At 51.4% G+C, this 16,617-nt stretch carries 12 protein-coding genes; 4 read left to right on the top strand and 8 right to left on the bottom strand.

The window, feature by feature from the left end:
• Positions 1-186 precede the first annotated feature (186 nt).
• The 3 genes from mgtA (at position 187) to HMPREF1492_RS03090 (ending at position 4,768) form a co-directional block, all read left to right on the top strand.
• Positions 187-3,120, top strand: a complete 2,934-nt coding sequence (gene mgtA / locus HMPREF1492_RS03100; protein WP_035435813.1) for a magnesium-translocating P-type ATPase — start codon at positions 187-189, stop codon at positions 3,118-3,120.
• Between the two features lie 22 nt (positions 3,121-3,142).
• Positions 3,143-3,913, top strand: coding sequence for a nitroreductase family protein (locus tag HMPREF1492_RS03095; protein WP_035435810.1), 771 nt, complete (start codon positions 3,143-3,145; stop codon positions 3,911-3,913).
• A gap of 147 nt (positions 3,914-4,060) precedes the next feature.
• The gene (locus HMPREF1492_RS03090; protein WP_035435806.1) at positions 4,061-4,768 is read left to right on the top strand and encodes an NAD(P)H-dependent oxidoreductase; all 708 of its coding nucleotides are present in this window, start codon (positions 4,061-4,063) and stop codon (positions 4,766-4,768) included.
• A gap of 625 nt (positions 4,769-5,393) precedes the next feature.
• On the opposite strand, the gene HMPREF1492_RS03085 is transcribed toward HMPREF1492_RS03090, so the two are convergent.
• The 4 genes from HMPREF1492_RS03085 to HMPREF1492_RS03070 form a co-directional block, all read right to left on the bottom strand.
• Positions 5,394-6,449, bottom strand: coding sequence for a MupG family TIM beta-alpha barrel fold protein (locus tag HMPREF1492_RS03085; protein WP_035435804.1), 1,056 nt, complete (start codon positions 6,447-6,449; stop codon positions 5,394-5,396).
• A 156-nt stretch (positions 6,450-6,605) separates the two neighbouring features.
• Complete coding sequence (locus HMPREF1492_RS03080) at positions 6,606-8,093, bottom strand: PTS transporter subunit EIIC (RefSeq protein ID WP_035435801.1); 1,488 nt, start codon at positions 8,091-8,093, stop codon at positions 6,606-6,608.
• Positions 8,094-8,346: 253 nt separating this feature from the next.
• Positions 8,347-9,240, bottom strand: coding sequence for an N-acetylmuramic acid 6-phosphate etherase (murQ, locus tag HMPREF1492_RS03075; protein ID WP_035435798.1), 894 nt, complete (start codon positions 9,238-9,240; stop codon positions 8,347-8,349).
• 25 nt (positions 9,241-9,265) lie between these two features.
• Entirely contained in the window at positions 9,266-10,180 is a 915-nt protein-coding gene (locus HMPREF1492_RS03070) for a MurR/RpiR family transcriptional regulator (RefSeq protein ID WP_035435795.1), read from the bottom strand.
• Positions 10,181-10,667: 487 nt separating this feature from the next.
• On the opposite strand from HMPREF1492_RS03070, the gene pbp4b reads away from it, so the two are divergent.
• The gene (gene pbp4b, locus HMPREF1492_RS03065; RefSeq protein WP_035435792.1) at positions 10,668-12,665 is read left to right on the top strand and encodes a penicillin binding protein PBP4B; all 1,998 of its coding nucleotides are present in this window, start codon (positions 10,668-10,670) and stop codon (positions 12,663-12,665) included.
• 365 nt (positions 12,666-13,030) lie between these two features.
• Here the strand turns inward: pbp4b and HMPREF1492_RS03060 are convergent, their stop codons facing one another.
• From HMPREF1492_RS03060 to pepF, 4 genes are all read right to left on the bottom strand, one after another.
• Positions 13,031-13,579 carry an NADPH-dependent FMN reductase gene (locus HMPREF1492_RS03060; RefSeq protein WP_035435790.1) on the bottom strand — a complete coding sequence of 183 codons (549 nt, stop codon included), beginning with the start codon at positions 13,577-13,579 and terminating at the stop codon, positions 13,031-13,033.
• A 100-nt stretch (positions 13,580-13,679) separates the two neighbouring features.
• Positions 13,680-14,315, bottom strand: coding sequence for a free L-methionine (R)-S-oxide reductase MsrC (gene msrC, locus HMPREF1492_RS07875; RefSeq protein WP_035435788.1), 636 nt, complete (start codon positions 14,313-14,315; stop codon positions 13,680-13,682).
• Between the two features lie 2 nt (positions 14,316-14,317).
• A complete protein-coding gene (locus tag HMPREF1492_RS03050) occupies positions 14,318-14,686 on the bottom strand; it encodes a VOC family protein (protein ID WP_012809288.1) in 369 nt (122 codons plus the stop codon).
• A 108-nt stretch (positions 14,687-14,794) separates the two neighbouring features.
• Complete coding sequence (pepF, locus tag HMPREF1492_RS03045) at positions 14,795-16,588, bottom strand: oligoendopeptidase F (protein WP_035435786.1); 1,794 nt, start codon at positions 16,586-16,588, stop codon at positions 14,795-14,797.
• Positions 16,589-16,617: the final 29 nt, after the last annotated feature.

Below are 16,617 nucleotides of genomic sequence, written 5' to 3'. Positions count from 1 at the left end.
TTACTGCACCGCAAGCCTATAGGGATATAAATTTGCAGGTTTATAGAGCAATCCTGTAGATATATGAATCTATGTGCCCGGTTTCGGATCATCCGGTTTCAAGTCCCGCACATAACAGAACGCTTTCAGTTTGCGTCATACACCAACCAGTTAGTCATTCGTTTTCGCTAATCATCGGAGGTGCACATGGCAATCATGAAGCGCACAACTCAAACAAAGACAACCCAAACAAAGACAGCTCAGACCACCTCGGGAGAGCTTGGACAGTCATTGACCTTTGCCGCAACACACTCGGTAAAGAGCGTCTGTAGAAAGTTCCATACCACCCCGGACGGCCTTGCCATTGACATTGCGCAGGCAAAATACGACCTCGACGGCCCAAACGTTATCACCAGTGCCGCTGAGGAGCCCTTTATCATCCGCCTGCTCAAAAGCTTTGCAAGCCCCTTCACCTTCATTTTGATTGCGCTCGCAGGCATTTCTTACGTCACTAACGTGGCCCTTGCCGCAGATGGCGAGAAGGACCCGTCAACCGTCGTCATCATCACCGCAATGGTGCTTATCTCCGGCATCATCGACTTTGTCCAGAGCTCCAAGGGAGCCTCGGCAGCGGCCGCGCTCTCCAAAATGGTAACCTCAACGACAAGAGTAATCCGTCGTCCCATCGACTTTAATGACTCGGGTGTGGACCAGGGCGTTGAACAGGGCTCGAATGACGCCGTAAATGCCGCCGTGGACTTCGAGGATGACGCTGCTGATGAATACGCCGCAGATGAAGCTGCCGACTACGCCGAAGACGCTGCCGATGAAGAGGAAGCTCCTGAAGAGCCCAAGCTTGCTTCTGCTCTGGGAGAAGAGATCCCCTTTGAACAGGTAGTCGTTGGCGATATCATCCGCCTTGCCTCGGGAGACATGATTCCTGCAGACTGCCGCGTTCTGGACGCCAAGGACCTCTTTGTCAACGAGACTGCGCTCACCGGAGAATCAGAGTCCGTCGAGAAAACTGCTGGTGTAGTGCACGCTCGCCGTCGCGCGGATGGTACACGCTATCCCCTCTCGCTCTCTGAGTGCACAAACCTGCTGTTTGCCGGTACTACCGTTCAGTCGGGAAGTGCAACGGTAGTGGTAATTACAACAGGCAATAAAACCTACGTAGGCACTATGTCCGAGCTGCTTCAGCAACCTTCTGGCGAGACCAGCTTTGACGAGGGTCTCAAATCCGTCTCTAAGGTACTTGTCTCGTTCATGCTAATCATGTGCCCTATTGTGTTCTTTGCAAACGGTTTCCTTAAGGGTGACTGGTTTGACGCGCTGCTCTTCAGCGTTTCTGTTGCCGTTGGCATTACCCCTCAGATGTTGCCTGTTATTGTTACCACTTGCCTTTCTCGCGGTGGAACACAGATGGCCAAGCAGGACGTTATTGTCAAGAACCCGGCGGCAATCCAGAACCTGGGCGCTATGGACATCCTGTGCACCGACAAGACCGGCACCATCACCGCAGACGAGGTTGTGCTTGAGCGCCACCTCAACATTCTGGGCGAAGAGGATCCTCGCGTGCTCCGCCATGCGTACCTGAACAGCTATTTCCAGACGGGCCTTCGAAACCTCATTGACAAGGCAATTATCAAGACTTCAAACGATGAGCTGCCCACTAACCTGCTGAGCATTGAGTATGAAAAAATCGACGAGGTTCCATTTGACTTTGAGCGTCGCCGCATGAGCGTTGTAGTGAGAAATACAAAAACTAACAAAACGCATATGATCACCAAGGGCGCCGTTGAAGAAGTCCTCAACGCATGCTCCTTTGTTGACCTGGACTCTGAAATCAAACCGCTGACTCCCGCTCAGCGCAAGAACGTTATGGACCGCGTCTACCAGCTCAATCAGGAAGGCATGCGCGTAGTTGGCGTTGCTCAGAAGAGTGACCCTCGTGGTGTCGGCGAGTTTGGTGTAGACGATGAGCGCGACATGGTACTCATTGGCTACCTTGCCTTTTTGGACCCACCAAAAGAAAGCGCTCGCGAGGCAATTGCCAAGCTCAACCAGAGAGGCGTGCAGGTCAAGGTACTTACCGGCGATAACGAAGGCGTTGCCGCTGCCGTCTGCAAGAAGGTGGGTATCCACGTTGACGAGCTCTTGCTTGGTAGCGACGTAGAGAACCTTAACGATGAGCAGCTCAAAGAGCGTGTCGAGAAGACCCAGCTCTTTGCAAAGCTTTCCCCTATGCAAAAGGCTCGTGTTGTCTCTGCACTCAGGTCCAACAACCACGTGGTCGGCTTCATGGGTGACGGCATCAACGATGCTGCTGCAATGCGCTCCTCCGACGTAGGAATCTCCGTTGACACCGCTGTTGACGTGGCAAAAGAGTCCGCTGATATCATTTTGCTGCAGAAGGATCTGCTGGTACTTGAGCACGGCGTTGAAGAGGGTCGCAGAACCTATGGCAACACCATCAAGTACATCAAAGCAACCGCAAGCTCCAATTTTGGTAACGTGCTGTCCGTTTTGGTGGCCAGCTTCTTCCTACCATTCTTGCCAATGAGCGCGCTTCAGCTGCTTCTCTTGGGTCTTGCATATACCGTTACCTGCATTGCGATTCCTTGGGACAACGTTGACGATTCGTTCCTCTCAAGCCCTCGCTCTTGGGATGCACATTCAATTACAAACTTTATGCTTTGGATTGGTCCTATCAGTTCAATCTTTGATGTGCTGACCTTTGCCCTCATGTTCTTTGTAGTCTCTCCCGCACTTGCCGGAGGAACCTGGGCAGAACTTGCTGCAGCTGGAAACACCTCTGCTCAAGCACTCTTTATTCTGTCTTTCCAAACAGGCTGGTTCATCGAATCCATGTGGACCCAGACCTTTGTTCTCCACGCGCTCAGAACCAATAAGATTCCGTTTATTCAGAGCATGCCATCGGCATCGCTGCTTGCTCTAACCACTGCGGGAATCATTGTGGTCAGCGCTCTTCCGTATCTGCCGGTGTTCGCCCAGCCCTTGAGTCTTGTTGCGCTACCTTTATCATTCTTTGGATGGCTAACTGCACTCATGAGCGGGTATATGGTTCTTATCACCATAATTAAGAGCCTCTACGTCAAGCGATTTGGCTCGCTGCTTTAACCTTGCTCTAGGAAGGACCACGATGGACGTAAAAGAAGCTATGGACCAGCGCATATCTCTGCGCGCGTACGACCAAAAGCCTATTGAGCAAGAGAAACTTTCTCAGCTCCAGGAGGCCATTGACGTCGCAAACGCCCAGATGGCAGAGGTAGCACCTGATCACCCCGCAATCCTTACCATCGAGGGTCCTCACCTCGAGGATGGCACTTCCGTTCACATGAAGAACAGGTCTATTGTCGGTCCCATTTACCACTACGTAGCAGGTTATTGTGAAGACGCAATTGCCCGTGAACTCATCGGCTACTATGGCGAGAAGATCGTACTTCTCGCCACCCAGCTGGGCATTGGTTCATGCTGGATTGCTGAGACCATGGACTGGAAGACCCTGGCTCGCGACGAGTACAACGGCCTTAAGCTGGGCATTATTATTTCTATCGGATACGCTCCGGAGAAGATTCCGCTCAAGCAGGAGGGCATTCGTACCGCAATTCGTCTGCGTACCAAAAAGCCCGCGCAGATTATGACGGCAAACGGTACTCCAACTGAGCCGAAGCAGATGCCCGAGTGGTTTAACCGCGGCATTGATGCGGTTTTGGCATGCCCAACCGCCATCAACAAGCTGCCAGTTGTATTTGACCTGACAGATGGTGTGGTAAGCGCGTCTATGCCTAACCAGCGCCACCTCATCCAAGACTATGACCTGGGTATCTCCAAGCTGCACTTTGAGCTTGCCGCTGACCTCAAGGGCACGTGGGAACTTGGACAGCCTGGTCGTTTTATCGTTTCTGAGTAGCCTTCCACGCGTAGCGCCCCAGCTTACAAACGTTATGTTCCCGAGCGGCGCATTCCTGGATGACACTCCCAGCTCAGCGCACCCAGCGCGCCTCTTAGCTCAGCGCAACCAGCTCAGCGCCACACCTCTAACAAGAAAGGACCTCACATGGCCTGTTCCGCACAGTACGTTGCAAACAAAGTTCTCTCATCCTACCAGTGGAGACTTGCAACCAAGAAGTTCGATCCAACCAAAAACGTCTCTAACGAGGACCTTGAGGTAATCCTTGAGGCTGGTCGTCTGGCACCAAGTTCCTACGGTTTGGAGCCTTGGCGCTTCCTGGTTGTTAATTTACGAGAGGATCAGGCTTCTGAGCAGTCACTTCGCCTTAAAGAGAAACTTTATGAGCCATGCTATGGTGCTCGCGCGTCCCTTAACGGTGCTCATTACCTGGTTATTCTTCTTGCTCGCAAGAACGTCAACGCAGAGTCTGCTTACGTCAAGCACATGATGCACGACATCAAGCAGCTTCCTGCAGACTTTGAGCCAACTTACGCTGCAGCCTTCAAGAACTTCCAGGAGAACATGTTTGACCTGGTAGGCAATGAGCGCGCAACCTTTGATTGGGCTTGCAAGCAGACCTACATTGCGCTTTCAAACATGCTCACTATGGCCGCTATGATTGGTGTTGATAGCTGCCCAATCGAGGGCTTCAACCGTGAGGCTGTCGATAAGATTTTGGAAGAAGAAGGTCTTCTCGACGGCGGCCAGTACAACGACTTTGGCGTTTCCTGCATGCTTAGCCTGGGCTATCGCGATATGGATCCTGTCCAGAAGCGTCGCCAGCCAGCTGAGGATGTTATCGTCAAGCTGTAAAGAGCTATTACACTGACTTTTGAGCTGCCTCCTATTTCCCGACACCGAGGAAATGGGAGGCAGTTTGTTAGCAGGCAATTCTTTGCTGAGAGAGAAAGTCTTTGCTTTGTAAGAGCTTATTGCTCATGCGAAACTCGGTCACACACAGCTTGATCGCACACCATTTTGTCGCCAACTGGTCTTTTGTGGCGCGAAGTAGCTTATTCTGATTCAAAAATAGTTTATTTCGGTGCGAAGTGGTAAAAAATGCGTTTAGTTGGAAAATACAGGATTGGCTAATTTCTATGCAAGCGATTTACCAGCGCTTTTTATTGGACGAATTTTTCGTACACATTCACATTATTTCTGAACTGCTCAAACGCAAATGCCAAAATGACAAAACTAAAAAATTATCCCCAACTAAACGGGTTTTTTACCCAAAACAGCACCCTCTGAATGACATATCAATTTCTTGATTAGTTTTTGTGCATATTAGGCGGTCTTTATGCACGCAAGGTGACTTCGTACGTTTTCTAGCGCCTCGCACACCCTGTACACCCCCCCCGAGATCCGGCGCACCAAACACGCCGCGTAACTACGACGCGTATGGTGCGCTCGCGTGATCAGCCAGCAAGAAAACCGCTGGCTACCTGCGGATAAACCTAAAGCCTCGGCCGGAGTGAATGTACGGCAAGAATGCGCGATCTTCTTCGCAGACACTACCTGCAACGTTGTCGCGAGCATCAAGCTCCAAAAGACCTCGAGCAATCGAAAGCTCGCCCGCATAACGGCCATACGCCTTGCTACTCACCAAGATGGCGCCAGTAGCAACAGTTTCCCAGGTAGAAGGCTTTGCGTCGTAAACGGGAGCGTCTTTCCACAGCCTGGACTCCTGCGAGCGGATAATGTACGAGCTGGAATCAGGTCGATCGGTCTGAAGTCTATCGTACAGATACTCAAAATCAGGCTTGAGTTCCGTCTTTAGCTCAATGCAGTTTTGCTCAAGCTGGCCGATGCGCTTCCACGTAGCCTCAGTAACATCTGGGTCGCCAATAAGCACCACGTCAGAGTCAGCGTCGTAAAGCGAAAGCATTGCCTGAATAAGCGCATCACCAGAAAGTCCACGATGTTCCTCGACAGTTGGCAGTCCCTCGTAGAGAGGACCGCGGAAAATCTCGCCAGGAACAAACGAGAAAATCTGGAATCCAAGCGCCGAAAGGCGTGCGTTAATCTGTGCGACGCGCTCCAGCGAAAGGCCCGTGTAACTCTTGGGATAGTAATTGTGGCAGGCAGCAAAACGAGTGAAGTCGGCACCAGCCGCTTGCCATGCGGAAATGTCGTCCTTGGTAATGGTCGAAGCGTTAAAGACCACGTGGAACTTGCGAGAGAGCTCTACGGTCTCCGTCGCATCAAACCCAAAGTCAAGACGCACATACGTAATGCCCAGCTCCGCAAGCTCGTCAAACTTCTGAACGCCAAGTTTAGAAAGAGTAGCAGGAGAAACATCGGCAATGAGGTTGATCTCAGCCTTTTTGCACAGCTCTAAAAGTCGGCGAGCCTCAGTGCGATAATCAATCCCCTCTTCCTCGGGAATCTGTAAAGACGTAAAGGCGTAGTGGCATCCGGCTGCCTGTGCTTTTGCCACAACCTCAGCATTAGCCTCATATCCACTGGCAAAATACAGTGAAATTCCGGTGCGCATAAATCCTCCAAGCAATTGCAAAACGCTTTCTAAAAGACGGGTTTCTCGTCAGGCGAGAAAACCGACGGGCAGCCGGTCGGGTGCCGGGCGAGAAGAAAAATCCCTCTTCCTAGGATACCTAAGAAGAGGGATAAACGTTTCTAAAACGTGTGGTTTTTACTCGCCGAAGACGTCGTTAATACGATCCTCGTCAACGCCGAAGAACCAAGTAAGTGCAAAGCCTGCAGCGTAAGCAAGAAGCATTGCAAGCAGGTAGAAGACCTGGTTACCAGGCTGGACAATCAGCAGACCAAAGAGGCCGGAGACGCCCTGGGAAACGGTACCAAGGTGGAAGAGGTAAGCAATTACGGAGCCAATACCGGAGCCAAGGCATGCGGTGATGAATGGCTTACCAAGAGGCAGGGTAACTGCGTACATAAGAGGCTCGCCGATGCCGAGCATACCAACTGGGATGGACTCGGTCAGGTACTTCTTGACGCGCTTGTTCTTGGTCTTGAAGAGGATTGCAAGACCAGCACCAACCTGGCCGCCGCCTGCCATCATCAGCAGAGGAAGCAGGTAGTTGATGCCCTGAGTTGGGCCCTCTGGGTTGTTAAGCATAACGTGGATTGGGGTAAGTGCCTGGTGAAGACCAACGGAAACCAGTGGTAAGAAGGTAGAACCAAGCAGGTAAGCACCAAAGACGCCAAGCTTGTCATAGAAGAACTGAAGGACAAAGAAGATTGCCTGGGTGAGCCATGCGCCTGCAGGCTGAAGAATCAGGACAGAACCAATAACACCGATGATGACGGTGCAAAGTGGAGTCAGGAAGGTGTCAAGAACGCTTGGCATAACCTTGTGCAGGTTCTTCTCCAGGAATGCGAAGAAGATTGCGCAGATGATTGCACCAATCATGCCGCCTGCTGCTGCGTTGAACAGGTCAGAGGAAGCGACGATAAATGCGCCCTCCTTGAAAGCAACAGTTGGAAGGCTGAATGGAAGGTGAACCAGACGAGTTGCAACGCCGTCAACAGTCTTGGAAGCAAGAAGAGGCATACCAGCGTTAGCAATGGAAAGTGCACCAGCCATAGCACCAAGAACGCGAGAACCGCCAAACTCCTTGGCAGCGTTCTCGCCAGCAAGAACTGGCAGGTAAGCGAAAAGCGCCCAACCCATGGTCCAGATAGCTGCGAACCACCACTCGTTAGCAAAAGCCTTACCAGTGGAGAAGTTGATAACGTTGATGATACCGTTGATCAGACCTGCAGAAATGATGCCAGGAAGCAGTGGAACAAAGATGTTAGCAATCTTCTTGAGGAAGCGCTGAACAGGCTTGTTCTCGTACTTAGCCTTCTGAGCTGCCTTGTTGTCCTTAGCTGCGGAAACAACGTCGTCCTCAGATGCGTCACCAGCAGCAACGCCGGTAAGCTTGGAGAACTCAACAATAACCTTGTTGACAACGCCAGGACCAAGAACAACCTCAAGGTACTCTGCATCCTCGACCAGACCCATGACACCGTCGATAGCCTTGATGTCCTCGGAGTCAACCTTTGAAGGATCTGCGGTCTTAATGCGGAGCCTGGTCATGCAGACCATGTTGCTCTGAACATTTTCTTTGCCACCGACGGCAGCAAGAATCTGTTCTGAAAGCTTGGTGTAATCCATACTTTCCTTCTTTCTCTCGTTGCGATGTTGCAACAAATACCTATCAAGAATACATAAAAAATGAACTTATCGGTACAACAATCCATACCTGTGGTTCATTGTTTCATGTTTTGACCTAATTTGAACGCCTCGTTACTGCAGGTAAATTGAGCGTTTTTCAAAACTTACCGTACGCTTAAGCGTCATGCTGATACCACTGACCGATGCAGTTGAAACAAAATGCTCACGCGTGTGTCATTTGTTACAACTGCGGTTACTGCAGTGCACCTCTGACATGACCATGAGCTGCCTCAAGCTTAGCTTTAGCCTCGTCAACAGGCATCTGAGTCAGCAGCATAACAATAGCAAGCTTTGCGTTACCGTCAGCCTGCTCAAGCGCCTGAGCTGCCTCTTCGCGGGTGCAACCAGTTGCTGCCATGGTAATGTTCTGTGCACGAACTACCAGCTTCTTGTTGGTCTGCTGCACGTCAACCATAAGATTCTGATATGCCTTGCCCACGCCAACCATAGAACCGGTTGAAATCATGTTCAGAATCATCTTCTGAGCGGTACCAGACTTAAGGCGTGTGGAACCTGTAAGAACCTCAGGGCCACAGGAAGGCTCAATAGCAAGCTCTGCCTCTTTGCCCACTTCAGAACCCTTATTGCAGGCAATAGCAACAGTCTTGCAGCCCAGAGAACGAGCATAGCGCAGTCCGCCAATAACGTAAGGTGTGCGACCACTAGCTGCAATTCCAATAGCAATGTCGTTCTTGTTCAGGCCAATCTTCTTGAACTCTTCTTCGCAAAGCTCAAGAGAATCTTCCGCGCCTTCAACTGCACGTACAAAGGCCTTCTCGCCACCGGCGATAAGACCAACAACCACGTCAGGAGAAACGCCAAAAGTAGGCGGACACTCAACCGCGTCTAAAACACCCAGACGGCCTGAGGTTCCAGCGCCAAAATAGACGATTCTGCCGCCAGCTTCTAGCGAGGAAACTGCCCACTCAACTGCCTGTGCTACCTGCGGAAGAACCTCTTTGACGCCAGCTACCACGTTGAGGTCTTCTTGATTCATAACGCTAACCAGCTCAAGCGGGGTCATCTGATCCAGGTCCATGGTGTTGGGGTTTCTTGTCTCGGTGACAAGTTTTGTTAAATCAATCACGTTTTCACCTTCTGTGTTGTGATTTTTACGCAATAACATCGTTGGCTGTACCAGGCAAATCTTGGTCAGAAGAAAGCGTATTGACACGCTCGGCTGAATCTAACTTGCCAATATAGTTTGTCGAGAAACGCTTAACGCTCTTCTCGTAATTTCTATTTACATAGGCTGCAAAGAGCGCATCTACAACGTTGAGCTGGGCAATTCTTGAAGACATGGCGCCACTTCTCATGATGTGCTCTGTTTCTGCAACGCCCAAAACGTAATCGGAGCGGTGAATCAATTCCGAATCAATGCCACCGCGGGTAATGGCAACCACCTTGGCGCCATTTGCTTTTGCAATCCAGGCACACTCAATGGCTTCTCGCGTGAGGCCCGAGTAGCTGATCACAATGGCAAGATCTTCTCGCCCCATGTTTTTGGCGTAGAGCATCTGAGAGTGGTAATCGTCGCTCAAGTTGCAGGTAATGTTGAGGCGCATGAGTTTGAGCTGCAGATCTCTTGCAACCAGAAGCGAAGCTCCCATGCCAAAGAGGCAGATGGAATGAGCTTGCATCATGAGTGAAACAACTGAGTCAACAACCTGAGCGTCAAGCAATTGCCTGGTAAGCTCCAGCGAAGAAATGTTCTTTGCCGTAACTTTTTCGATGATCACATCAGTGGTGTCACCTGCGATAACGCCGCCGACAGCAATATCGTTGCTTTTGTTACTTACTGCCAGCTCGTAAATGAGCGCCTGCTGGAACTCTTTATAGCCACCGCAGCCAAGCTTCTTGCAAAGCCTGACAACCGTTGATGCAGATGTATACGTTTGAGCTGCTAGTTTATGGATTGATTGACCAACTGCTGCCTCTGGATCAGACAGAATATAGTCGACAATATCGCGTTCAGCTGAACTAGCATTCTTGCGATACTCTTCCAGACGTAGACGAACACCTCTCACGCAATCACCTCCGGCCGTCCAGTTGACTAAAACGTTTGACTATATTGTTTCACGATGCCATAAAAATTTCATCTGTAAAGTAGGCAGTGCCGTAAACGGTAGTATTGCATGCGCAAGTGTAAGCGCGCTCCCTGTGCGTTGCATGCGCGACTACTCATGTTTTCCCAGCATAATGCGGGGACAATTGTCGCAAAAACTGAGCCTTGATTTGGGTACGTTACTATCACTTCATAAAAACTTTTACTACCTATTAGACATTTGACCACGTAAAACCTGATTAAAATATTTCATCTTTGCCTAAAAAATTCAAATTTAGATACCATTGACAGCTTTTTTGATACCACTCGCAGTACGTTAACGTACCCATTATTTCATCTTGAGCAAACTAGCTGCAATTTTGATGAAACGCACGTCATCATAAGCGCAAATTATCTCAGCCAATTGAGATACCAGGTGTTTCACCTAAGGCAAAACCGAAGGAGACGATATGCGCACCAACGAAGATTTGCACCAGAATCAAAACGCTCACTCTGAGCACTCATCTAACGCAGGCTCCCCTGCTGGACAGACCAGAAGGCAATTCCTCAGCAGAAGTGCTCTTGGTCTAGCCGCTCTAGCAGGTCTTGGCCTTACCGCCTGCCAGACAAAGGGTGGCGCAACTGCTGCTAAGGGAACCGCAAAGAAAGTTGACTCCGTAGACGGAACCTTCCAGTACGAGAAGGTCTTCCCTGTTCTCAACGACAACGAGGCATTTGACGACTCTCTTGTTACCAACCAGCTCAACAGCTTTGTTTGCTTTGCTGGTCAGGGCACCGTCTATGTAAAGAGCTCCGAGCCTCAGAGCTTTGCGCTCTTTGTAAACGGTCACCAGGTTCCAACCGACAAGCTTGACGGCTCTTCCTGGAACCAGATTGACATCTCTGACGTAACCGTCAACGGCGATAACCGCCTGCAGGTCAGCACCGTTAAAGAGACTCAGGCAACCTTTGAGGTCAAGATTGGCTACCCAACCCTTATTGACGGCACCAAGGATTACGCTGACAACGACAACTTCAAGCTGATTGACCAGATTATCAACGCAGAGATTGCCAACGGCTTTACCTCTGCTCAGCTGGTTGTTACCAGGTACGGCAAGATTATCAAGAAGACTAACTACGGCAACGTCAATTCTTACAACAAGGACGGCTCTCGCATCAAAGACGGCAAGGCTGTTGACGACAACACCCTCTACGACCTGGCTTCTAACACAAAGATGTATGCCACTAACCTGGCAATTGAGAAGCTGGTTACCGACGGTCAGCTGGACGTTTCCAAGAAGGTTCAGGAGTACATTCCAGACTTCAAGGACCAGGAGGGCGATAAGATCCTGGGCAAGAATGACCTTACCGTTCGTGAGATTCTTGAGCACCAGGCTGGATTCCCACCAGATCCTCAGTACCACAACCGCAACTACAACCCAGAGAAGCCTGACGATCCTCAGCCAGACGCAAACCAGAAGCTGTACTCTCAGAATCGCGACGAGATTCTGCAGAAGATCATTGAGACTCCTCTGCAGTACGTCCCAGGTACCAAGACTGCCTATTCCGACGTAGACTACATGCTCCTTGGTTTTATCATCGAGAAGATCACCAATAAGCGCCTTGACCAGTACGTTAAGGAAGCTCTCTACGAGCCACTGGGACTCAAGAACGTCACGTTCAACCCACTGGACAACGGCTTCAAGGCTGACGGAATCGCAGCTACCGAGCTTAACGGCAACACTCGCGACGGCCTGATTACCTTTGACAACATGCGTACCGACACCATTCAGGGTACCGTTCATGACGAGAAGGCCTATTACGCCATGGGTGGTATCTCTGGTCACGCTGGTCTATTTGCCAACGCTTCCGACCTGGCTGTACTTGTCCAGACCGTTATGAACCGTGGTGGTTACGGCAACACCATGCTCTTCAGCGAGGACGTTCACGACCAGTTCATCAAGCCAAAGGACACCAGCGTCACCTACGGCCTGGGCTGGAGGCGTAAGGGTCACATTGGCTACCAGTGGGCCTTCTCGCCAATTGCAAACGCTGCAACCGTTGGTCACACCGGCTGGACCGGCACGCTTACTGTCATTGACGTCTACAACAACACCAGCTTGGTGCTGCTCACTAATACCAAGAACTCGCCTGTCATTGACAACAAGGTCAATCCTAACGACTTTGTGGGCAACCACTTCCTGACCGGCGGCTACGGAGTTGTTTCTACGCTGGCATTTGATGGCCTTGACGACGCAAACGCTGAGGGCAACAACGCCAAGCTCATGGACATGGTCATTGCCAAGTACAAGCTCATTCAGGCCGAGGCAGATTATCAGACTGACCCCGATAAGGCTTCCCTGAAGGCATTGCTTGAGGTCTGCGACCAGAGGAAAGATTCCAAGGTTATCAAGGACTTCCAGGCAAGCGATCTGTACAAGACCATCTCGGAGTTTGTTGGTAAGTAAAGCTCGTGTAAACAACCCGTGTGGCGGGAATAAACGCAGTACACGAACAAGGTACGATACACATCTTGTCTAGCAACGGCCCTCTCCTCCGTCTAGACACACCAAAGCCCGGATGCTATTGCGCGGCATCCGGGCTCTTTTTGTGAGTGCGCGCACGCTGGGCTTTCGAGTGCGTGGGTTTCTCGCCAGGTGCGCCGCGAGCCTGAAAAGTGCAAAGAATCTGTATTTGAGACACAGACTCTTTGATGAAATCAGGCAAATCCACAGTTTCTTTAACGTTTTCAGGCAGAATTTACAGATTCTTTGCAGAAATCAGGCACGCTTTGCGGTCACGAGCTTGCAGGTGCGTTCGCCGGGCGCGCAACTTACAGTGCGGCGAGAAAATCCTCTGCTTGCTGAGCAATTGCCTCGTGAACCTCGGACTCTGGCTCCCAAGTTCCCTCAGTCCAAGCAGTAACAGGAAGCGAGAAGCCATTGAACGGCTCAACTGGCTTAGTGCGCAGAGCCAGGAACTGCTGCTTTACCACGGCGAGCGATCCTGCAGTCTTGTTTCGGCCACCAACACCGCTTGCAGTAACAACCTTGCCAGCAATGGCAGTCTCTGACTTCTTCTCATAATCGGAGGTGAGCGGACGGCTCAGCCAGTCCAAGATGTTCTTAACGGTGCCGGGAATGCTGTAGTTGTACTCCGGAGTAAAGAGCCATACGCCATCGGCGGCCATAACCGCGTCCCTGACTTTTTGGACACCTTCAGGAGCTGGGAATTCTTCATCCTGGTTAAGCAGAGGGACGTCCAAAACGTCAACAATCTTAATCTCTGCCTTGCCCTCGAGCGCCTTTGCCGCAACCTGGCTCAATGTTTTGTTAAACGAGTTCTTTCGGCCAGAACCGATGATAAATACAATTTTCTTCATAAGCAGACCTCTCCGCGAATGCTGTATAAATAAAAATCATGCACGAGCAAATCTGCCCGTACATGATTTGTGTACCCAAACGTTAGCTCTGTAGTCGTATTTAACAGAAGTCCGAGAAATTCACACAGCTCTCAAGCGCTTTTACCACCTGCTCAAGACCTGCGAGGTCTTCCTGGGTAAACCGCGCTACGCTCGGACTATCAATATCCAACACGCCAACTACCTGGTTATCCTTGACGATAGGAACGACCACCTCAGAGTTTGATGCAGAGTCGCATGCAATATGTCCCGGGAACTGATGCACGTCCTCTACCAGTTGACTTGTCTTTGTTTCCGCAGCCGCGCCACACACTCCCCGACCAAAGGGAATACGCACGCAAGCAACTTTGCCCTGGAACGGTCCCAGGCGCAGCTCGGGAGCGCACGGCTCGTGGTCGCTCGGAGCCGCACCCGGGGCCGCGCCCGGCTCCACGCCCGAACCCGCGCCCGGCTCCACACCCAAACCCGCGCCCAGCTCCACACCCGGGGCCGCGTCCAGTTCCGCGACCGCGCCCGAACCTGCGCCCAGCTCCGCTCCTGACACCGTCACAGGATCTACCAGGTAGAACCCTGCCCAGTTGATGTCGTCAAGCGCGTCCCACACAAGAGCTGCGGCGTTAGACAACACCGGCAGCCAGTGCGCGTCAATCTCGGCAAGCGAGACTATCTGTTTTGCGAGTAAACCGTAGTCAGTCATGTTTACTTCTCTGGCAGAATCTCAATCCAGCAGCCATCAGGGTCTGCGATAAAGTAGAGACCCATCTTTGGGTTCTCTTTAACAATACAGCCCATCTCCTCGTGAAGTGCGTGGAACGCATCAAAATCGTCAACACGGAACGCAATGTGAGTGTCTTTTCCGCCGTTATCGTAGGGCTCCACCCAACCGCGGTTCCACGTGAGTTCCAGCTCAAAAGGAGACCAGTCGTTTACCAAAAACGTGTTGGTCCAAGAACCGTCCTCTGGTCCCTTAACGCGATCAACACGGAATCCCAGAGCCTTCTTGTAGAACTCGACGGTTTTCTCGTTATCCAAAACATGAGTGCAGCGATGAACAAAACGTGCCTGCATAAATCCTCCTTTGATATCGAGAAACCCCGCTACTAGACGGGGTTTCTCGCCATATGAACTACATGCTGGTAGATGGACTGCCAGCGGAAATCGTGCTCGGTTACGCGCTTAGTTGAGCTCCTGCTCAAGCTGATCGACAAGCTCGCCAAAGTACTTGAGCGCAGCGTTAACGGGGTCTGGAGTAGCCATGTCAACGCCAGCGCCGCGAAGCAGCTCGATTGGAGTCTTGGAGCAACCGCCGGACAGGTAGCCGATGTAATCCTTGACCGCAGGCTCGCCCTCGGAAAGGATGCGCTGCGACAGGGCAATAGCCGCCGAAAAACCAATGCAGTACTGATAGACGTAGAAGTTGTAGTAGAAGTGAGGGATGCGCGACCACTCTAGCTTGATCTCTTCGTCCAGCTCAATGCCAGGTCCAAAATACTCTGCGCAAAGCTTGCCATAGCGCTCAGAGAGAACCTCGGCGTTCAGCGCCACACCGTCAGCGTTCATCTGGCTGATATCGCGCTCAAACTCGGCAAACATGCACTGGCGATAGATGGTGCCACGGAAGCCCTCAAGGAAGTGGTTAAGGATGTACGCGTGGCGAGCGGGATCAGTCTCGTGCTCAAGCAGGTAGTGCGAGAGCAGCGCCTCGTTGCAGGTAGATGCAACCTCTGCAACAAAGATGGAGTAATCAGAGTAGGTAATCTCCTGGTTGTGGGACGAGAAATACGTGTGCAGGGAGTGGCCCATCTCGTGAATAAGGGTGTAAACGTCGTCAAGACCGCCCTGGAAGTTGAGGAGCATAACAGGGTTCATGCCCTTACCACCTGCGGAATAAGCGCCGGAGCGCTTACCTGGGGTTTCGTACACGTCAACCCAACGGCTCTCCAGGCCCTTCTTGACCAGGTTAACGTACTCCTCACCCATAGGTGCCAGCGCCTTAACAATAAGGTCGCAAGCCTCCTCGTAGGTGAACTTCATGTCAACGTCGTCAACTAGAGGAGTGTAAACGTCCCAGAAGTGCAGCTCATCCAAGCCCATGACACGCTTGCGCAGGTCAACGTACTTGTAGAACGCTGGAAAGTTCTGGTGAACGGCATCGATGAGGTTGTTGTAGACCTCAACAGGAATCTCGTTCTCTGCAAGAGCGGCCTCAAGGGAGCTTGCATATTTTCTAGATGACGAGAAGAACTGCAGGTTCTTAACCTGGCTGGTCAGAATTGCAGCGGAAGTGTTGCGGAACTCACCAAAACGGCTGTAAAGCTGCTTGAATGCAGACTCACGCAGGACGCGGTCTCCATCCATCAGCAGAGGAACAAATGAGCCGCTGGTCAGCTTATGAGTCTTGCCCTCGGAATCAATTGCGTCATCGAAGGTAAGGTCCGCGTCATCAAACATGGAGAAGATGTTGGTTGGCTGAACAGCAAGCTCTTCAGCGCGCGCCAAAAGAGCCTCTTCCTCAGCAGAAAGGGTGTGCTCACGCTGGTTCAAGATCTTGTTGAGCTTACGACGATAAAACTCAAGAGCTGGAACCTCTGCATAGAACTTCTCGACAGATTCTGCTGGAATGGCCAGAAGCTCTGCGGCAAACCAAGATGTTGCCTCGCCAACCTGAGTATATGCGCTGGTAGCGTTTGCGACGTATGCCTGATACTTAGCAACGCGGGTGTCCTCGTCACTCTTGCGCTCGGCGTAGTTGATAATCTTGTAGAGCAGAAGGGTCATCTTGTCCTCAAGCTGCAGGAACTCCAGAAGATCCTGTGCGGAGGTGGAAATCTTGCCCTTGAATGCAAGCAGCTTTGGGCAATAAGCCTTGAGCTCCTCAAGTCCAGCCTCAAATGCCTCATCACTAGGGAACATTGAGGACAGATCCCACTTATATTTGCTGTCTATTTCTTCGCGAGACTCGTATGCCATGAGCCGTCCTTTCTTGACCGGGTCAGTAT

Origin of the sequence: Atopobium sp. BS2 (assembly GCF_000565075.1) — a bacterium.
GTDB lineage: Bacteria > Actinomycetota > Coriobacteriia > Coriobacteriales > Atopobiaceae > Lancefieldella.
The sequence above is the reverse complement of the archived record's forward strand: the minus strand, read 5'-3'. Positions and strand labels throughout refer to the sequence as shown.